Source organism: Amycolatopsis keratiniphila subsp. keratiniphila, from assembly GCF_001620365.2.
GTDB lineage: Bacteria > Actinomycetota > Actinomycetes > Mycobacteriales > Pseudonocardiaceae > Amycolatopsis > Amycolatopsis keratiniphila.
Window position 1 is genome coordinate 173,234 of record NZ_LQMT02000003.1, and the last position, 18,545, is coordinate 191,778.

Annotated in this window: 16 protein-coding genes and 1 tRNA gene; 8 read left to right on the plus strand and 9 right to left on the minus strand. The window is 69.1% G+C overall.

The features are described from left to right. Window positions 1-113: 113 nt before the first annotated feature. The 6 genes from AVR91_RS01405 to AVR91_RS01430 all read right to left on the minus strand — a co-directional run bounded on the left by AVR91_RS01405 (window position 114) and on the right by AVR91_RS01430 (window position 4,786). A complete protein-coding gene (locus AVR91_RS01405) occupies window positions 114-485 on the minus strand; it encodes a hypothetical protein (RefSeq protein WP_016337969.1) in 372 nt (123 codons plus the stop codon). Next, the gene (locus tag AVR91_RS01410; protein WP_063271741.1) at window positions 478-3,219 is read right to left on the minus strand and encodes an FtsK/SpoIIIE domain-containing protein; all 2,742 of its coding nucleotides are present in this window, start codon (window positions 3,217-3,219) and stop codon (window positions 478-480) included. Before AVR91_RS01410 ends, AVR91_RS01405 begins: the two co-directional genes overlap by 8 nt. A gap of 15 nt (window positions 3,220-3,234) precedes the next feature. Beyond that, on the minus strand, window positions 3,235-3,480 hold the full coding sequence (locus AVR91_RS01415; protein ID WP_016337967.1) for a hypothetical protein: 246 nt from the start codon (window positions 3,478-3,480) through the stop codon (window positions 3,235-3,237). Between the two features lies 1 nt (window position 3,481). After that, window positions 3,482-3,742 (minus strand): hypothetical protein, encoded by a 261-nt coding sequence (locus AVR91_RS01420; protein WP_005167132.1) that lies wholly within the window; start codon window positions 3,740-3,742, stop codon window positions 3,482-3,484. 140 nt (window positions 3,743-3,882) lie between these two features. Continuing rightward, window positions 3,883-3,967, minus strand: a tRNA-Ser gene (locus AVR91_RS01425). 72 nt (window positions 3,968-4,039) lie between these two features. Then, window positions 4,040-4,786: a PP2C family protein-serine/threonine phosphatase gene (locus tag AVR91_RS01430; protein WP_083715323.1), complete on the minus strand. Its 747-nt coding sequence runs from the start codon at window positions 4,784-4,786 to the stop codon at window positions 4,040-4,042. Window positions 4,787-4,863: 77 nt separating this feature from the next. Between AVR91_RS01430 and AVR91_RS01435 the strand changes: the two genes are divergently transcribed. The 5 genes from AVR91_RS01435 (at window position 4,864) to AVR91_RS01455 (ending at window position 14,329) form a co-directional block, all read left to right on the plus strand. After that, entirely contained in the window at window positions 4,864-6,504 is a 1,641-nt protein-coding gene (locus AVR91_RS01435) for an N-6 DNA methylase (RefSeq protein WP_063271739.1), read from the plus strand. 1 nt (window position 6,505) lies between these two features. Then, window positions 6,506-7,390 carry a serine/threonine-protein kinase gene (locus AVR91_RS01440; RefSeq protein ID WP_063271738.1) on the plus strand — a complete coding sequence of 295 codons (885 nt, stop codon included), beginning with the start codon at window positions 6,506-6,508 and terminating at the stop codon, window positions 7,388-7,390. A gap of 272 nt (window positions 7,391-7,662) precedes the next feature. Beyond that, entirely contained in the window at window positions 7,663-8,307 is a 645-nt protein-coding gene (locus AVR91_RS01445; protein WP_063271737.1) for a L,D-transpeptidase, read from the plus strand. Between the two features lie 301 nt (window positions 8,308-8,608). Next, window positions 8,609-11,419 (plus strand): PQQ-dependent sugar dehydrogenase, encoded by a 2,811-nt coding sequence (locus tag AVR91_RS01450; RefSeq protein WP_063271736.1) that lies wholly within the window; start codon window positions 8,609-8,611, stop codon window positions 11,417-11,419. A gap of 87 nt (window positions 11,420-11,506) precedes the next feature. Then, entirely contained in the window at window positions 11,507-14,329 is a 2,823-nt protein-coding gene (locus AVR91_RS01455; protein WP_063271735.1) for a PQQ-dependent sugar dehydrogenase, read from the plus strand. Between the two features lie 73 nt (window positions 14,330-14,402). On the opposite strand, the gene AVR91_RS01460 is transcribed toward AVR91_RS01455, so the two are convergent. Then, a complete protein-coding gene (locus tag AVR91_RS01460; protein ID WP_063271761.1) occupies window positions 14,403-15,926 on the minus strand; it encodes a 3-hydroxyacyl-CoA dehydrogenase in 1,524 nt (507 codons plus the stop codon). Between the two features lie 169 nt (window positions 15,927-16,095). Here AVR91_RS01460 and AVR91_RS01465 point away from each other — a divergent pair, with 169 nt between their 5' ends. Beyond that, window positions 16,096-16,290: a hypothetical protein gene (locus AVR91_RS01465; protein ID WP_016337959.1), complete on the plus strand. Its 195-nt coding sequence runs from the start codon at window positions 16,096-16,098 to the stop codon at window positions 16,288-16,290. A gap of 9 nt (window positions 16,291-16,299) precedes the next feature. Beyond that, window positions 16,300-16,923, plus strand: a complete 624-nt coding sequence (locus tag AVR91_RS01470) for a TetR/AcrR family transcriptional regulator (RefSeq protein ID WP_016337958.1) — start codon at window positions 16,300-16,302, stop codon at window positions 16,921-16,923. Here the strand turns inward: AVR91_RS01470 and AVR91_RS01475 are convergent. Next, the gene (locus AVR91_RS01475) at window positions 16,907-17,596 is read right to left on the minus strand and encodes a TetR/AcrR family transcriptional regulator (RefSeq protein WP_063271762.1); all 690 of its coding nucleotides are present in this window, start codon (window positions 17,594-17,596) and stop codon (window positions 16,907-16,909) included. The two genes, AVR91_RS01470 and AVR91_RS01475, sit on opposite strands and share 17 nt — an antisense overlap. Before the next feature lie 117 nt (window positions 17,597-17,713). On the opposite strand from AVR91_RS01475, the gene AVR91_RS01480 reads away from it, so the two are divergent. Then, entirely contained in the window at window positions 17,714-18,199 is a 486-nt protein-coding gene (locus tag AVR91_RS01480) for a nitroreductase/quinone reductase family protein (protein ID WP_063271763.1), read from the plus strand. On the opposite strand, the gene AVR91_RS43270 is transcribed toward AVR91_RS01480, so the two are convergent. After that, window positions 18,186-18,506 carry a hypothetical protein gene (locus AVR91_RS43270; protein WP_063271764.1) on the minus strand — a complete coding sequence of 107 codons (321 nt, stop codon included), beginning with the start codon at window positions 18,504-18,506 and terminating at the stop codon, window positions 18,186-18,188. The two genes, AVR91_RS01480 and AVR91_RS43270, sit on opposite strands and share 14 nt — an antisense overlap. Window positions 18,507-18,545 lie beyond the last annotated feature (39 nt).

Sequence of the window (18,545 nt, forward strand, 5' to 3'; positions counted from 1 at the left end):
TCACACGTGTCGTCCGTCTGATCACGAGTCCCTCCATCGAGTACGTGTGATTGGGGACGTAACTCGCGTGATTGGAAGGCGAACTCGCGTGATTGGACGGACGACTCGCGCGGTCAGGAGCGTTTGGCGCGCCAGCCCAGGGAAAGGACGGCCTGCACGAGTTCCTGGTAGCTCGGCTTGACCTCTTCCAGGTACTTCTCCAGGTACCCGGCCCGCGCGGTCGGCACCGGACGCGGGTCTTCGTCCTCCGGCAGCCACGAGAGGCCTTCGACGTTGTGCTGCGCCATCTTCCACCAGCGCGTGCACCGGTCGACGGCGCGCTGCTCGCGTTCGGCGGCGTCCGCGACGGCCTGGTGCGCCTCGGCGAGCCGGGCCTCCAATTCGTCCGCGCGGCCGATCTCCCAGTTCCGGAGGTTCTCCGCCGAAGCGCGCGCGAGGCCGACGATCTCCTTGTACCGCATGGCCGCGGTGATGCCGTCATCCATCGAGAAGCCCTTCCGGACGCTGGAACGGGATGATCACCTCAGGGGCGCCGTGCGTGGTGCGGTCGAAGAACAGCGCGCGGCCCGGCCGCGGTGACCAGTGCACCACCTGCCCGGCGGCGAACGGCGACAGTTCGTTGCCCTGGACGTCCAACGCCGCCCAGGTGCCGATGTCGTCGGTGCCCGCGAAGCCGAGCGTGTCCTTCAGCCTGGCGATGCTTCGCCACCAGCCGATGGTGTGGACGCCATGTGTCGGGCCCTGCTTCAGCAGCACCCGCAACTGATCCAAACCGCTCTTGAGCTGTCCGGGTGCCTTCGCCTCCAGCGCGGGGATCGACGCGTCGACGCCGTACAGCAACAGTACCTGTGCTCTGTCCAAAGAGGACAGATTCTCCGCGATATCGATTACCCGGCCGGGCAAATCGTCGACCAGGGTCGCTTGGTGGCCCTCCGCGCGCAGACGGTCGACCAGCTCGGAGACCGCGGGGACGGACGCTTCGATGGGGCACGAGAGCACGAACTCCACTGAGCCGTGCGGATGCTGCCGGGCCAGTGACCGCGCGGCCGAGTCCATGATGGACAGTGCCTCGGCCGTGGCCGCGCCGAGGACGGCGACGTTCCGCCCCGGCGCCTTCGGCAGTTCGACCCCGCAGGCGGCCTCGTCGACGTCGATGGACTGGCCGAGCAGCGCCCGCGGTTTGTCCGTCGGCTTCAGATCGGCGAACGCCGGGAACTGTTCCAGCACCGGGGAATGCGCGCCGTCGAACAGCCTCGGCCGCTTGAACGACTCCGAGTACCGCTCCCAGAGCCGGTGCTGCAGCTTGTTGAAGACGTCCTTGCTGCTCGCGTCCGGGACGTGGGCGAGCTGGTTCCCGTGCGCCACACCGGAATCGTGGTTGATCACCGCGTGCCACTTCGGCGCGGAGACGGCCGCGTTGTTGGTCTCGGACAGCACTCGCCGCGCCTTCGGCATGGCGATCCGCAGCGTGCACTGCTCGAACACCGCCGGTTTGCCCCAGAAGGCCTCGATCCCGGCGACGTCCTGGCTCGCCAGCACGAGGTGGATGCCCTGAGACCGGCCTCGCCGCGCGATGTCCTCCAGCAGCTGGGTCGCGGTCGCCGTCACGCCGTCGCGGCCGGCGAACAGGTACTGGAATTCGTCGATCACCGCGACGATCCGCGGCCAGTGCCCGCCCGGATCCTGCTCGCGCAGATCCGCGAGGTTGGTGACCTCGTGCAGTTTCGCCGCGGCCGACCGGCGGCGCAGCTCGTCGGCGAGGAACCGCAGCAGTGCCAGGCCGAACTCGCGGTCGGTGTTGACGTTGACCCCGATGAGCTTGGCGTGCGGCAGCCAGCTGGCATCCCGCCTTCCCGGCGCGAGCCCGGCGAACGACACGCCTTCCTTGAAGTCCAGCAGGTACAGCGCGAGCTCGTCCGGCGAGTACCGCGCCGCGAGGCTGCCGAGCAGCGAATACAGGAAGTTCGTCTTCCCCGAACCGCTCGGCCCGCCGATGAGCACGTGCGGGCTGGCGTCGCCGATGACGACCTCCACCGCCTCGCCCTCGAAGAACCCGACCGGCGCCCGCAGCTCCCGTGCCGAGCTCTCCTTGCCGAGCTCGGTGGGCAGGAGATCGGCGAACGCGCGCGGCCCGCCCTGTTTGGCGATCAGCGCCTCCGCGATCCGCCCGGCGGCGCGGATGACCTGCCCGGACGGCATCGGCGGATCGAGGTCGACGACCAGGTCCGGGCCGGTCATGCTGGTCATCGCCCGCCGTTCGTCGTGCAGGCTCAGCGATTCGACCGACGTCGACAGCATGGTCGGCACGTCGATGAGGATCAGGCAGATGCCGGCCGCGAGCGCGCCGGTGGCGACCCGTTTCAGTTCGCGGGCGCGCTCCGGTTCGAGGGTTTCGCCGTTGCCGTAGAGCACCGCGACCCGGAACGGTTCGACGCGCTGGCCGCTCGCCCGCCGGATCTCCCGCAGCGACGTGTGCCCGGCCTGCATCCCGGTCGCGTGGATGCGGCGGATGTGCCCGGCCAGTTCGTCGAGGAGGTCCTCCAGGCGTCCTGGGTCGTACAGGGTGAGCGCGCTCGTGCGGCTCAGCGGGTACAGGTCGGGGAGGATCGCGGTCAGCTGCCCGACGTCCCACAGATGGACGCGCACCGCGCCGGGTTCGAACGTGCTCAGGATCCGCATCAGCAGGTTCTGCACGATGCCGTCCACCGCGGCCCTGGTCTTCGGCGCCGACGTGATGGACAGATGCGACTCGTCGAGCAGCGGGACCGCGACGTCGAAGGTGCGCGGGACGTCCTGGCCCGGCACGGTCGCCGAGCCGACGCGCCACAGCCCGGGCGCGGTGATCCCGGGATTCGTGCCGACGCGGCCGAGCCAGTTGCCCGGCTGCCGGCTCGCGGGCCCTGGCGCGTTGCTCGCGACGAGTTCGCGCAACGCGTTCGGGCCCGCTTCCCAGTCGGCGTAGAACTGGCCGCGCACGTTGGTCAGCAGGCCGAACACCTCGTTCGCGGCGGGATGCCGCGACCATTCGGCGTACTGCTCCGAGGTGGAGTTGTTCATCCCCACCCGGACGATGTGCTGTTCCAGCTGTAGTTTGGCCAGTTCCGCCTCGGCGGCCTGACGGGCGCCGGCGGCGGCGCCGAGGACGAGCCCGATCTGGTGCCGGACCCGCTCGAGCGCCGTGGCGACGCGATTGCGCTGTTCACTCGCTTTGCTGCCCATACCGGCTCGCCGATCTCAGAGGCGGGATTGGTAACCGCTGACCAGGTCGTCAGCGGCGGAAAGGCGCGTCAGGAGGTTTTCCATTCCCTCGTCGGCCTGCGCCAGCTGCGGCGGCACCCATGGCACGGCCTGCGCCTGGGGTTCCACGATGGCGCGTCTGGACTCTTCGAGCAGGCTCCTGGCCCGCTCGGCATGGGCGCGTCCGTCGGCGAGGCCGGTTTGGACGGCCGTCAGCAGCTGGTGCAGTTCCTCGAGGTACATGTCAGAGACGGGTCGAGTACGACTCGGCCGACGAGATGCCCGCCTGGATGGTGCTCTGCATACCGGTGATGCCTTGCAGGGCTTCGGCGAGAAGCCCGTGCGCCTGGCTCACCTCGTGCTGGGTGCTGCCCTGGGTGGCCTGGGAAAGCGAAAGCTGGGCTTCTTCGAGAGACTGCGCTGCCTGCTGAAGTGCGGCGATGCTCGCGGATGCCTTCTCGTTCGCGAGCGCGATACCAGCGCGGATCTCTTCGACTCCGGCCATTTTGGCGGACTCCTTGGGACGTCGGGGGCTGGAACGACCACTATTAAACTTAGCGTGATCAACTGACTCTGTTAAGTGAAGGTCCTGCTAAGTAATCAACAAGGCCCCGGACGTCGGAACGTCCGGGGCCTTGCTGACGGCGGAGGATACAGGATTCGAACCTGCGAGGGCGTGAACCCAACACGCTTTCCAAGCGTGCGCCTTAGGCCGCTCGGCCAATCCTCCGTGGGGAACGATACCGGATGCCGTTTCGCCCCCGCGAAGGCGGGTCTGACCTGCGTTTGCCGCTTCGGCGGCTCAGGCGGCCGCGGGCGTGAGAACGTCGGCCACGACGCAGGTGATGTTGTCCGGCCCGCCGCCTTCGTTGGCCAGGTCGATCAGCCTCGGGACGGTCTCGGCGGGATCTTGGAAGGCACCCAGGACGTCCTTGATAACGGTTTCGACAACCGTTGCCGTTAACCCGTCCGAGCACAGCAGGAGACGGTCGCCGGGGGCGGCGTCGAAGGCCCAGATGTCCGCTTCGCCACTGCCGGTGCTCAGGAGTGCCTTCATCAGCAGCGAGCCGCGGGGATGTCCCTCGACCTCCGAGGGGTCGATGCGGCCATCGTCCGCCAGGGCCTGCGCGAGGGTGTGGTCGCGGGTGAAGCGCTGAAGCGTGCCGCCGCGGAGGAGGTACCCCTTCGAGTCGCCGATGTGGGCGGCCGTGAAGTGTGTGCCGTCGAAGAGCAGGGCGGTCAGGGTGGTGCCCATACCCCGCGTCTCGGGCTCCTGCTCGGCCTTCGCGGAGAGCCGGTCGCCGATGGCGCGGAGGCCGTCGGTGAGCACCGCGGTCAGGTCGACGTCCGCGAGGTCGAAGCCGCGGAGGTCCGTGTCGAGCCGGGACAGGACGCCGACCGCTTCGGCGCTGGCCACTTCGCCGTGCGGCTGCCCGCCGATGCCGTCGGCGACCGCCAGCATCCTGGCGCTGGCGTAGACCGAGTCCTGGTTGACCTGGCGGCGGCGTCCGACGTCCGAGCCGGCGGCGTACCGAAGGGTGTACCTCATGGGTCCCAGTAAAGCAGCTGTGTACTGAGTTCACAAACAAAGGGTTGGAATCGTCAGCTGTCGGTTACGATGCGGCGATGGAGGAGCAAGCCACCGTCACCGCGGCGGACATCGCGCGCATCGCCGGCGTCGGCCGCGCCGCCGTCAGCAACTGGCGCCGACGTTACGGCGATTTTCCGCCGCCCGTCGGCGGGACGGCGTCGAGCCCCCTCTTTTCCCTGTTCGCCGTCGAAAACTGGCTGCGTGAGCGGGGGAAGCCGGTCGAGATCTCGCTCGGCGACCGGGTCTGGCAGCGGCTGCGGAACCTCGGCGACGATCTGGCGCTCGGCGACCGCGTCGGCCGGGTGGGCTCGTATCTGTCGCGGCGCGGCGTGTGGACCTACTCGCCCCGCTACGACGACGCCGAACTGCTCGGACTGCTGGACCGCTTCGTCGAAGAGCGAGGAGCGCGCGAAGCCTACGAGTTCCTGTGCGAACGCTACGTCGAGGCGCATTCCCGCCAGCTGTCCGTCACGCCGGAACCGGTGGCGGCGTTGATGTCGCGGCTCATCGGCCCCGAACCCGGTGTCGTGCTCGACCCCGCGTGCGGGCTCGGGACGCTGCTGCTGGCCTCCGGCGGGACCCGGCTGCTCGGCCAGGTCGACGATCCGGCGACCTCGTGCATCGCCGCGCACCGGCTCCTGCTCGCGGGGGCGGACATGGAGATGTACGGCGCGGACGCCCTGTCGATGGACTCCTACGAAGGGGTGCTCGCGGACGCCGTCGTCTGCGATCCGCCGTTCAACGAACGGGAATGGGGTTACGACGAACTCATCGGCGACCCGCGCTGGGTGTACGGCCAGCCGCCGCGCGGCGAACCGGAGCTGGCTTGGGTGCAGCATTGTCTCGCGCACGTGAAACCCGGCGGGCTCGTCGCGATCCGCATGCCACCCGCCGCGGCCGGCCGTCGCACGGGGCGGAGGATCCGCGGGAACCTGTTGCGTGCCGGGGCTTTGCGTGCCGTGGTCACGGTCGGCGGCGCGGATCTCTGGCTGTTGCGGCGGCCGGAACCCGGCGAACGTCCGCCGTCCCGGCTCCTGCTGGCGACCGATCCGTCCACTGTGGAGGAATATCTGCGCGGTGCGGACGTGCCGGGCACGGTCCGGATCATCGAACTGCTCGACGAAGAGATCGACCTTTCCCCGGCCCTTCATCAGGCGCGCGGCGAACACGCCGGCGAAGCGTTCCTTGAAGTCCTCAAGCGTTTCGAAGGTGTTCGGCCGGAACCCCCCGCGCTGGTCGTGTCCGACGAGAAGCCTTCGTACGTCACGATCGGGGAGCTGCTGAAATCCGGCGTGCTCACCGTGCCGGAATCGGTGGAAGAAGGCGATGTCGTCGCGTCACCCGCCGTTCCCGCGTATGTCCACAGTGGAGAGACGTTCGCGGCGGAGCCGACGATGTCGAAGTACCGCACCGATCCCGAACGGCTGGACGCCGCGTTCCTCGCCGGCTGCCTGCGCGCGGCCGGGCGGATCGCACCGACCTCCTCGACCAGGATCGACCTCAAACGCACCCGGATCCCGCGGCTGCCGATCGAGACACAACGCGCGCACGGGGCGGCGTTCACCCGGCTCGCCGCCTTCGAGGACGCCCTGCGCGAGGCGGCGGAATCGGGCCTGGAGCTGGTGAGGCTAGGCTTGGCCGGGCTCACCGAAGGACAGCTCAAGCCGGAGAACTAGGTTGCTTATCGCCGACCGCTACGAACTCGACGAGCTGCCGCTCGGACGGGGTGGGATGGGCGCGGTGTACGCGGGCCACGACCGGCATCTCGGCCGCCGCGTGGCGGTGAAGTTCCTCGGCCTTCCCGGCGGCCCGGACGCCGAACTCGAACAGCGCTTCATCCGCGAGGCGCGGATCCTCGCCACCCTGGAACACGCGGGCGCGCCGACGCTGTACGACTTCGGCACCTACGACGAGCGGTTGTACCAGGTCATGCAGTTCATCGAGGGCGTGACCGTCGCCGATCTGGCCGCCGAACACGGGCCGCTGCCGGTGCCGTGGGCGGCCGCGATCGCCGCGCAGGCCTGCGCCGTGCTGTCCGCCGCGCACGCGCTTTCCATCTGCCATCGCGATCTCAAACCCACCAACCTGATGCTGTGCCCCGACGGCAGCGTGAAGGTGCTCGATTTCGGGCTCGCGATGCTGCGCGAGACCGACGTCGCCCAGTTCACCCGTGCCGGGCAGATCCTCGGCACCCCCGCGTACATGGCGCCGGAGCAGATCCAGCGCGGGATCGCCGGGCCGCGCAGCGATCTGTACGCGCTGGGCTGCGTCCTGCACGAAATGCTGACCGGCAGGCAGCTGTTCACCGGCCCGACGGCGTACGCGGTGTTCGAGAAGCAGGTCAAGGAGAGCCCGGCCGAAGTGGCCGGTGTCCCGGGTGGACTGAACGTGCTGCTCGCGGATCTCCTGGAGAAGGACCCGGACCGGCGGCCCCGCGACGCGGACGAACTGTTCGGGCGGCTGGCCGTGTTCGCGCGCGACCTGCCGCCGCTGCCCGGATATCTGGACGAAGGCGCCAACCCGGGCCGGATGTACGCGAGGGTCGTCGGCCGCGTGCCCTGAGTTTTTGCTGGTGAACCCGCGTCCGCGATCGACGTCGGCAGGGCGCTGTCTGGTCTTTCAGGTCGCGATGGTGGTGAAGGGCGCCCTGCCACCGCGATAGCGGGGCCTTCGGCCAGGGCGGGTTCACGCGTTTGGGCACGCTTCGGGGTAAACCTTCAGCTCCGCCAACAGGCCCTGAGACGCGATCGTGACCTGCCGATCAACAACCCCGCCCGGGTGAGCTCCGTCTTTACCCATGTCGGACGGACTACGGACAAACGGGGGTAAGGGTCGTGAAGAAGTTCCTGGTGGGGGTGACCGCACTGGCCACCGCGCTGGTGCTGACCGCGTGTTCGGGCGACGCCGGTGGCAGCGCGCCCGGTGGCGGAGCCGTCGCGCAGGGTGCGCCCACGACCACGTCGGCGCCCTCTTCGACTCCGGCCACGTCGTCGTCCCAGACGCCTACGCCGACGCCGAGCAGCAGCAGCTCCACGCCGAAACCGACGTCTTCCAAGCCCAAGCCGACGCCGAAGCCCACGCCGAAACCGGCGCCCAAGCCCGCCGCGAACGCCGCCGACGTGCCCTGCAAGGCCGCGCTGGCCTCACCGGGCGTGAGCGCTTGCGTGGACCTTTCCGCGCTCAAGACGTGGCTCCTGCAGGACGGCAAGGTCATCTACGGTCCGGTCAAGCAACTGCCCGGCAAGAAGGGGTACGCCACGCCGACCGGCGTCTTCCACGTTTCGGCCAAGGTCAAGAACTACCACTCGAAGCAGTTCGACGCGCCGATGCCGAACTCGGTGTTCTTCCTGCCGGGTATCGCGTTCCACACGGGCAGCCTCTCGGTGTACTCGCACGGCTGCATCCACCTGTCCGCGGCCGCTTCGCAGAAGTACTTCACGACCCTGCAGAAGGGCGACGTGGTGCAGGTCGTGGCCTGATCCGCAGGTCGTGAGTGATTTGGGTGGTTCTAACCCTCATTTTCACTCACGACCCCCGTACAGAAACGGGCGGATAGGCATCAAACGGACATCTGATCGACACGAGATGTCCCTTGTGGACACTCAGGGCCTTTGTCTACGGGTCAATGGAACCCGAAACGACCCTTGGGTAATTGACCGAGCGCGATCCGTGGCGATCATTGCGGTTCGGTTGCTTTGAGATAAATGAAAGCTCCCGGCGGCAATGACTTCCCCGCTCCCGGCGACGTGCCCAGGACACGCCGGAAATGGGGAAGTGCCGATGATCTGGAGCCGGGTACTCGTCGCACTGTCGGTTTCCATCCTGCTTCTCCCGGGATGGGTGGGCGCTCCGGAAGCGACCGGAGCGCCCACTCTGCCGTCCGGCTTCGTCTTGCGTGATCAGCCGAGCGGCCAGGCCGCGTTCGACCTGACCGATTTCGCCTACCTGCCGGACGGTTCCGTGCTCAGCATCGGCAAAAGCGGCAAGGTCGCCTGGGTGCCGGTCACCGGTGCGGCCAGGACGGTCGCGAACCTGCCCGTCCACGACGTCGGCGACCTCGGGCTCGTCGGTCTCGCCATCGCGCCGGACTACGCCACCTCGCACCGGATCTACCTCGCGTGGTCGTTCGACACGGGCGGTGGTGCGTTCACCATGCGGGTGGCGCGCTGGACGGTGACCGGCACGGACGTCCCCACCGGCCTCACGGACGAACGTGTGCTCGTCGACCTTCCCGGGTTCCACAACGTCCACGGCATCACGGGGCTCGTCACGGCACCGGACGGCACGTTGTGGATCTCCATCGGCGACGCCGCCGACTTCACCAGGATGGATCCGGGGGCGTTGCGCTCCCTCGACCTCGATCAGCTCTACGGCAAGATCCTGCACGTCACCCCGGACGGAGCCGGTGTACCCGGCAATCCGTACTACTCCGCCGCGGCGCCGGGCGCCAATCGCTCCAAGGTCTTCTCCAGCGGCTACCGCAGCCCGTTCCGGTTCTCCCTCGACCCGCGGCTCGGCCTGCCGGTCGTGGGCGACGTCGGCTGGAACACCTGGGAAGAGGTGGACGTCGTGCGGCCGGGCGCGAACCACGCCTGGCCCTGCTGGGAAGGAAACGCCCCCACGCCGGGGTATTCCGGTCTCCCGGGCTGCGCCGGGGTGGTCAACACGCCGCCGATCACCGCGTACCACCACGGTTCCGGAGTGGACGAAGGGAACAGCGTCACCGCCGGGATCGTCTACAGTGGATCGTCCTATCCGGACGAATACCGGGGCGCCTTCTTCTTCGGTGACTATGTCACGCAGAAGATCTGGACGATGACGTACGACAGCCAAGGCAGGCTCGTACGCGCACCGGAGCGGCCGCCGGAGTTCATCGGCATCGGCGGGCCGGTGAAGTTCGCGGCCGCGGCCAACGGCGACATCGTGTACGCCGACATCCACACCGGCAACCTGCGGCGCCTCAGCTATCCGGGGACGAACGCGGAACCGGTCGCGGTCGCCTCTTCCGAAACGAACCCCGAAACCCGCACGGTCACCTTCGACGGCGGCGGTTCGTACGACTTCGACGGCGATCCGCTGACCTATCACTGGGATTTCGGCGACGGTACGAGCCAGACCGGTGTCCGCGTGACCCACACGTACGGCACCGAGCTCACGAGAGCGACAGCTCGGCTGACCGTCACGGACCGGCTCGGCGCGTCCGGCGGCACGGACGTCGTCGTGGTGCCGGGAAACCATTCGCCGGAACCGGTGATGACGGATCCCGGCTCACGGACGTTCGCGGTCGGGGAACCGGTCGTCGTCGGGGCGACGGCGACCGACGCGGAGGACGGTGGGCTGCCGGTGTCGTGGACCACCCTCATCCGGCACTGCCCGGAGGAGGCGACGTGTCACGCACACCCCGGCTCGCAGGGCAGCGGACCGGCGTTCACCGTGCCCTTCACCGACCATCAGGACTCCCGCATCGAAATCACCGCGTCGGTGACCGACAGTGCCGGGGTGACGGCGAGCAGGACGTACGTCGCCATGCCGCGTGAACACCGGCTGACCCTGACCGGCAACGTGGCCGCGGCGCTGAGCATCCCGGCCGAGGGCGGGGTCAGCACCGCGATGGTGACCGAAGGCGCGACGTTCGAGGTCGTGGCGGAGGAGATCGCCGCGGACGGCGTGTCGACGTTCTCGAACTGGTCCGACGGGCGGACTTCGCGCACGGTGACCGTCACCGTTCCGGCCGGCGACCTGACCCTGACCGCGAACTACCTCACCCCGATCGACAAGCGCTACCAGGCGGAACCAGCGCTGCGGCAACGTCTGGGCGCGCCCGTCGGGCCCGAGGTCGCCGACGGGACCGTGCGCTACCGGCCGTACGTGAACGGCAGGCTCTACTGGAGCGCCGAGACCGGCGTGAAGCAGATCGAAGGCGAGATCCTCAAGAAGTACCTCGCGCTCGGCGGGCACCGGAAGTTCGGACCGCCCGCGACCGACGAGACCGCCACCCCGGACGGCATCGGGCGCTACAACCACTTCCCGAACCGGCCGGGGACGATGCAGTCGTCGATCTACTGGACGCCGTCTACCGGTGCGCATCCGGTGTACGGCCGGATCCGGGTCAAATGGGCGGCGCTGGGCTGGGAGACGGGCCCGCTCGGCTACCCCACGACCGACGAGCTCCCGACCCCCGACGGTGCCGGCCGGTACAACCACTTCAGCAAGAAGGCGTCCATCTACTACACGGTGCCGACCGACGCGCGCGCCATCTGGGGGCGCATCCGGGTCCGGTGGGAGGCGCTCGGCTGGGAGACCGGCCCGCTCGGCTACCCGACGACCGACGAATCCGCCACGCCGGACGGTGTCGGCCGCTACAACCACTTCACCAAGGCGGGCTCGATCTACTGGACGATGGCAACCGATTCGCACGCGGTCTACGGCGCGATCCGGCAGCGATGGGCCGCGCTCGGCTGGGAGCGGTCGTACCTGCGCTACCCGGCGACGGACGAGTTCGGCATCCCCATCGGACGGCAGAGCAGCTTCCAGAGCGGCTACATCACCTGGAACCGGAGCACGGGGCAGGTGATCGACCGGCGGTGGTGATCACAGTTCGATAAAGGCACTCGAAAGTGTGAAATGTCCACGTGGGTCCCTTCGATGAGACGTTCGACTGGGGAAAGGGGCCCTTGCATGCCGTCGAGATTTCGTGTGCTCTGTCACGCCCTCGTGACGTTGCTGATAGTGACCTTGCTGGTGCCGTTGACGTCCACATCGGCGTCCGCGGCGCCGGTGCTTCCGCCTGGCTTCGTCCTGCGTGACCAGCAGAGCGGGCAGGCTCCGTACGACCTGACCGACTTCGCCTACCTGCCCGACGGCTCGATGCTGACCACCGGGAAGCAGGGCAACGTCGCCTGGGTGTCCACCACCGGGCAGACCCGGAGCATCGCCACCCTGCCGGTGCGCAGCAGCGGTGACCTGGGGCTGGTCGGCATCGCGATCGCGCCCGACTTCGCCACCTCCCGCACGATCTACACGGCCCGCGCGGTCGACGTCGCCGGCGGCGGCATCGCGTTGCGCGCGTCGCGCTGGACGGTCACCGGCACCGCCGAGCCGACCGGGCTGACCGGTGAGAAGGTGCTCATCGAGGGCGCCGCCAACACCGACATCCACGGCATCACCGGTGTCGTGGCCGCCCCCGACGGCACGGTGTGGGTCTCGACCGGCGACAGCTCCCGGTTCCAGGGCGCGGCCGACCCGTTCGCGCTCAACGTGTACGACCTCGACAAGATCTTCGGCAAGATCTTCCACATCACCTCGGACGGTGCGGGCGTTCCCGACAACCCGTACTACACCGCGGCGAACCCGAACTCCTTGCGCTCCAAGGTGTTCGCGAGCGGCTTCCGCAGCCCGTTCCGGTTCAGCCTCGACGCCAGCACCGGCCTGCCGGTGGTCGGCGACGTCGGCTGGGGCACCTGGGAAGAGATCAACTTCGTCCAGAAGGGCGCGAATCTCGGCTGGCCCTGCTTCGAGGGCAACCAGCCCGCGGACGGGTTCTCCGCGATGCCGCAGTGCGCTTCGGCCGTGAACACCCCGCCGATGCTGGCGATCCGCCACGGCCAGGGCATCGACAACGGCAACAGCATCACCGCCGGCATTGTCTACAATGGAGAGTCGTACCCGGAGGAATACCGGGGCGCGTACTTCTTCGGCGACTACGCCACCCAGAAGCTCTGGACGGCCAAGTACGACACGCAGGGCCGCGTCGTCCGCCCGCAGGAGACGCCGCCGAAGTTCACCGGTATCGGCGGTCCGGTCAAGTTCCTGGCCGCGGCCAACGGCGACATCGTCTACGCCGACATCTACAGCGGTCTGCTGCGGCGGCTCAGCTACACCACCGGGAACAAGGCGCCGGTCGCGGTCGCCACTTCCGAGACGAACCCCGAAACCCGCACGGTCACCTTCGACGGCAGCGGTTCGTACGACTTCGACGGCGACCAGCTCACCTACGAGTGGGACTTCGGTGACGGCACCACCGGCACCGGCGCGAAGGTCAGCCACACTTACCCGGCGGGCACCGAGAAGTTCACCGCCAAGCTGACGGTGAAGGACGGACTGCAGGCGTCCGGGAGCACGGACATCGCCGTGGCGCCCGGGAACCACTCGCCGAAGCTGACCATGACCGACCCCGGTGAGCGCCTGTTCGCCGTCGGCGAGGAGGTCAAGGTCGGCGCGACCGTGACCGACACCGAGGACGGCGCCCTCCCGGTCACCTGGACCACCCTGGTCCGGCACTGCCCCGAGAACGCGGTCTGTCACGCGCATCCGGACCAGAGCGGCTCCGGAGCCGAGTTCGCCATGCCGTTCACCGATCACACGGACTCCAACCTGGAGTTCACCGCGACGGCGACCGACAGCGCCGGCGTGAAGGTCTCGAAGACCTACATCGCGAAGCCGCGCGAGCACCGGCTCACGCTGACCAGCAACGTCGCCGCGGCGCTGGGCATCACGCCGGAAGGCGGGGCCTCGTCGGCGATGGTGGTCGAAGGCGCGAAGGTGGAGATCCAGGCGGCCGAGGTCGCCTCGGACGGCGCGTCGACGTTCACCGGCTGGTCGAACGGCGCGACCGGACGGCTGACCGAGATCACCATGGGCACCACGGATCAGACGATCACGGCGAACTACATCACCCCGATCGACAAGCGCTACCGCGACGAACCCGCGCTGGCGCAACGACTCGGCGCGCCGACCGCGCCCGAGGCCGTCGACGGCACGGTCCGCTTCCGCATCTACGAGCGCGGGCGGCTGTACTGGTCGAAAGACACGGGCGTGAAGCAGATCGAAGGCGAGATCCTCAAGAAGTACCTCGCCGCCGGCGGACATGTGAAGTTCGGGCCGCCCGCGACCGACGAGCAGTCCACTCCGGACGGTGTCGGCCGGTACAACCACTTCCCGGTCTGGCCCGGCGTCCTGCAGACGTCGATCTACTACACCGTGAACACCGGGGCTCATCCGATCTACGGCCGGATCCGGCAGAAGTGGGCTTCGCTCGACTGGGAGCGCGGACCGCTGGGTTACCCGAGCACCGACGAGGCCGGCACGCCGGACGGACTCGGCCGCTACAACCACTTCAGCAAGGACGCGTCGATCTACTACACCGTGCAGACGGACGCGAGGGCGATCCACGGCCGGATCCGGGTCCGGTGGGCGGCGCTCGGCTGGGAAGCCGGCCCCATGGGGTACCCGACCATGGACGAGGCGGCGACGCCGGACGGTGTCGGCCGGTACACCCACTTCACCAAGGGTGGTTCCATCTACTGGTCGATGGCGACCGACTCGCACGGCGTCTGGGGCGAGATCCGCAAACGCTGGGCGGCGCTCGGCTGGGAGCGTTCGTACCTGCGCTACCCGACGACCGACGAGATGGCCGTCACCGGCGGACGGCAGAACAACTTCCAGGGCGGCTACGTGTTCTGGAACGCCTCCAACGGCTCCGTGACCGACCGCCCCTGGTAGGCGGCGAACGCGCGTGAAGGCCCCCTTCCCTCGGCTCAGCCGAGGGAAGGGGGCCTTCACGCGCTTTGGGGTATCAGCGCAGGAGGTCCGCCGGTGAGGTGCCCGTCGACGTCAGCGGCAGGCCGAGCGCGACGCGTTCGGTGAGCCAGGCGCTCGGCCGGTAGCGCTGGTCGCCGGTGCTCGCGACGAGACCGCGCAGTACCCGCAGCACGAGCTCCGCGCCCGCCTCGTCACCCCAGGTCAGCGGCCCGCGCGGGTAGCCGAGGCCGAGCCGGACGGCGGTGTCGATGTCCTCCGGCGTCGCGAGCCGTTGCCCGGCGATGAAACAGGCGGTGTTGACGATCGACGCGAGGAGCCGCTGCGCGATCGGCGCGGGGCCGTCACGGACCACGGTCACCGGCAGGCCGGTCGCGGCGAGCGCGCCCCAGGCGGTGCGGCCGGCGGCCGGATCGAGCGCGGGGTGGACCGAAAGCGTCAGGCGTTTCGTGTAGTCGCCGAGGGGATCGACGCCGACGACCCGTTCGGGCGGGAGACCCGCCGCGAGTGCGGCGTCCACAGTGGACGATCCGATCGGGCTGACGATCAGGACCGTGTCCGGGTAGGCGGAGTGCACCACCTGGATGCCCGCCGCCGAGAGCAGCGTGCCGAGGCGTTCGTCGTCGACCCACACCGGGGTGTTCGGAGCCTCCGGCGCGGCCGGTTCCGGCTCGACCTGCTGTTGCCCATCGACGTAGCTGTAGAAGCCTTCGCCGTTCTTGCGGCCGAAGAGCCCGGCGGCGACCCGGGGACGCGTCAGCCACGACGGCCGCAACCGCGGTTCGCCGTGGAAGCCGCTCCAGATGCTTTCGAGCACGGCGTGCGAGACGTCGAGACCGGTGAGGTCGAGCAGTTCGAACGGGCCGAGTTTCAGGCCGAGCACGTCACGGGCGACGCGGTCCACTTCGGCCGGGCTCGCGATCCCCTCGGCGAGGATCTGCAGCGCTTCGGTGCCGAGCCCGCGGCCGGCGTGGTTGACCAGGAAACCCGGCGCGTCGCGGGCGAGGACGGGTTCGTGCCCCCAGCCGCGGACGAGTTCGGTCACGGCGGGCGGCAGCCACGCGGCGGTCCGCGCGCCGGGCACGACCTCGACCAGCCGCATCAGCGGGACCGGGTTGAAGAAGTGGAGGCCGAGCAACCGGCCGGGATCGGTCAGCGCGGCACCGATCTCGGTGACCGAAAGCGAGCTGGTGTTGGTGGCGAACACGGTGTCCGGGCCGCAGACGCGTTCCAGTTCGGCGAACAGCGCGCGTTTGATCTCCAGATCCTCGCGGACCGCTTCGACGACGAGGTCGACGCCGTCGGCGGGGGTCAGCGGACCCTCGGCCGCGATCAGCCTGCCTTTCGCGGACTCGGCCGCCTCCTCGGTGATCTTGCCCTTCGAAGCGAGCTTGTCCAGCATCGCGCCGACCTGGTCGATGGCCTCGCCGACCGCCTCCGGCCGGGCGTCCGCGAGCTCGACCTCGAGCCCCGCCGTCACGGCGAGCTGGACGATGCCCCGGCCCATCACCCCGGTTCCGATCACCCGGATCCTGCCGACCTGCTCCGCCCACTTCTCCACCGCGAGCCGCCTTTCCCTCGATGTCGTCTCGTCGTGACGCTAGCCGCCACGCCGGTATCTCGCCCGGACGGGTGATCCGTGGGCCACCCGGCGTAAGACCACCGAGCCGCCGAGGTCTCCTCCGCGAAAACCGAGTGTTCCGCGCACGACCCCCGAAGGGAAACCTCCCATGGCCACCGTCCCCGCCGCCGCAGCCGTCCGGACCACGCCGTTGCTCCTCGTCGCCGTTCTCTTCGGCGCGGTCGCCGCGTTCCTGGCGAGCCAGGCGTTGTGGTCGCTCACCGCCCTGGCCGTCGTGGTCGCCGCCGCCGTCCTCGCGGGCGGGGTGTGGCTGTCCGGCCGGAAGCCGCAGCCCGAACTCTAAGATCGCCGTGTGACGGCGAAACGCTTGACGCGGGAGGAAAGCCGCGAGCAGACCAGGCAGCGCCTGCTCGCGGCGGCGGCCGAGCTGTTCTCCGAACGCGGGGTCAACGGCACGTCCGTCGAGCAGATCGCCGAGCGCGCCGGCTTCACGCGCGGCGCCTTCTACGGCAACTTCGACGGCAAACACGAGCTGGTCGTCGAGCTGCTGCGCCGCCGAACCCAGCGCGAGGCCGAGGAGGTCGCCGCGCTGCGTGACGGCGTCGGCTCCTTCGCCGAGATGATGGACCGGCTGCGCGCGTGGAACGTCGAACGCGCCGAACATCTCGCCGGCTGGCTGACGCTGCGCACCGAGCTGGCCCTGTACGCGTTGCGGAATCCCGATGCCCGCCCGCTCGTCGGCGAAGGCGAGAAGTCGACAAGGGCACTGCTGGAGACCTCGATCCGGACCGAGCTCGCCGCACGAGGCGCGGAACCGCCCGCCGATCCGGCCTTCCTCGCGCTGATCGTGCACGCGCTCGAGGACGGTCTCCTGTTGCAGCGCTTCCTCAGCCCGGAGGGGACCGGCGACGAGGACGTCGTCGACGCCGTCCAGCTGCTGATGCGTTCGTGGACCGCGCTCAGCCGGTCATCTTGATCCCGGTGAACTCGGCCATCTGACGGATCCCGTGCGAGAAGAAGGCGTCCGCCGGGTCGACGGAGCCGACGTACTGGCCGAACAGCTCGAAGTTGATCATCCCGAACAGCTGGGTCCAGGCCATGATCAGCCGGGAGGCGGTCTCGGGCCCCAGGTTGACCTTGAGGACTTCGGTGAGCGCGTCGAGCTGGTGAAGCAGCTCGACCGGCATCTCGCCGACCTCGGTCTCGACCCGGAGGTTCGCGTCGCGCAGAACCGCGACCAGCGCGAACGCCACCCGTCCGGCGGGGGCGACGGTGTCCTGCGGGGCCTGGTAGCCGGGGATCGGCGAACCGTAGATCAGCGCGTACTCGTGCGGGTGTGCCTTCGCCCAGGCTCGGACCGCGTGCCAGATCGACGCCCAGCGTTCCAGCGGCCCCTTCTTCGGGTCGTCGGCCGCTTCCGCGGCTTCTCCGACGGCGTTGTACGCGTCGACGATCAGCGCGGTCAGCAGCTCCTCGCGGCTGGAGAAGTACCGATAGAGCGCGGACGAGACCATGCCCAGCTCACGCGCGACTGCGCGGAGTGAGAGGCCGAGCGCGCCGACTTCGGCGAGCTGGCGGCGGGCTTCGTCCTTGATCTCGCGGGTGAGCTCGGCGCGGGCTCGTTCGCGCGCGGTCTGAGTGGCGGCCATGCTCTCACTCTAGAGCATCGCACCTAAACGAGAGCACTGCTCTTGACATGGCGCACTGCTCTGGTGTTCACTGCTCTTAACAGAGAGCACCGCTCTCGAAAACTTCGAGGAGATGAAATGACCGCCACGGCCCCCGCCGCCACCACCGGTACTGCTGCCACCGACGCCGCGATCCGCTACGTCGAACCGGCCAAGGCGACCAACGCGTTCAACGAGTTCGTGCTCAAGCTGACGAAGCTCGGCGTCAGCGTGCTGGGCAGCCGGGTGCTCTCGGTCCGTGGTCGCAAGAGCGGCGAACTGCGCTCCGTCCCGGTCAACCTGCTGAAGCTGGACGGCGAGCGCTACCTGGTCGCCCCGCGGGGTGTCACGCAGTGGGTGCGGAACCTGCGCGTCGCCGGCGAGGGGCAGCTCAGCGTCGGACGCCGCACCGAGACGTTCACCTACACCGAACTCGCCGACCACGAAAAGCCCGAGATCCTGCGTGCGTACCTCAAGCGCTGGAAGTTCGAGGTCGGTGTCTTCTTCGACGGTGTCGACGCGAAGGCGTCGGACGAGAAGCTGCTGGAGATCGCGCCCGGCTACCCGATCTTCAAGATCGCCTGATGCCGAGAGTTCGCCACCCAATCACGCGAGTTACGCCTCCAATCACACGTGTCGCGGCTCTGATCACGCGTGTCCGGCGATAACGACCGTGGCTAGTCGGCCCGGTCCTCACCGGAGGTCTGCCGTGTGCGGCGGCGGTGGCCGCCACCAGCACCACCCCGACCAGGAACGCGACGAGCCCGATCAGGAACCACAGCTTCTGCCCGGTCATGAAACTGCCGGTCAGCACGCCGGCGCCCTGCAGCACCCAGACGCCGCCGACCAGCAGGAAGACCAGACCGATCGTGAGCGTGACCCAGCGTTTCATCCACAGCTCCCCGCCTCGACGTGCCCTGTGGCGATTCTG

Bases quoted from the DNA above. Each gene is read 5' to 3' on its own strand.
- AVR91_RS01420 (WP_005167132.1), bottom strand. From the start codon at position 3,742: ATGGCCGGAGTCGAAGAGATCCGCGCTGGTATCGCGCTCGCGAACGAG.
- AVR91_RS01465 (WP_016337959.1), top strand. From the start codon at position 16,096: ATGGCCACCGTCCCCGCCGCCGCAGCCGTCCGGACCACGCCGTTGCTC.
- AVR91_RS01430 (WP_083715323.1), bottom strand. From the start codon at position 4,786: ATGAGGTACACCCTTCGGTACGCCGCCGGCTCGGACGTCGGACGCCGC.
- AVR91_RS01475 (WP_063271762.1), bottom strand. From the start codon at position 17,596: ATGGCCGCCACTCAGACCGCGCGCGAACGAGCCCGCGCCGAGCTCACC.
- AVR91_RS01455 (WP_063271735.1), top strand. From the start codon at position 11,507: ATGCCGTCGAGATTTCGTGTGCTCTGTCACGCCCTCGTGACGTTGCTG.
- AVR91_RS01480 (WP_063271763.1), top strand. From the start codon at position 17,714: ATGACCGCCACGGCCCCCGCCGCCACCACCGGTACTGCTGCCACCGAC.
- AVR91_RS01450 (WP_063271736.1), top strand. From the start codon at position 8,609: ATGATCTGGAGCCGGGTACTCGTCGCACTGTCGGTTTCCATCCTGCTT.
- AVR91_RS01435 (WP_063271739.1), top strand. From the start codon at position 4,864: ATGGAGGAGCAAGCCACCGTCACCGCGGCGGACATCGCGCGCATCGCC.
- AVR91_RS01410 (WP_063271741.1), bottom strand. From the start codon at position 3,219: ATGGGCAGCAAAGCGAGTGAACAGCGCAATCGCGTCGCCACGGCGCTC.
- AVR91_RS01415 (WP_016337967.1), bottom strand. From the start codon at position 3,480: ATGTACCTCGAGGAACTGCACCAGCTGCTGACGGCCGTCCAAACCGGC.
- AVR91_RS01405 (WP_016337969.1), bottom strand. From the start codon at position 485: ATGGATGACGGCATCACCGCGGCCATGCGGTACAAGGAGATCGTCGGC.
- AVR91_RS43270 (WP_063271764.1), bottom strand. From the start codon at position 18,506: ATGAAACGCTGGGTCACGCTCACGATCGGTCTGGTCTTCCTGCTGGTC.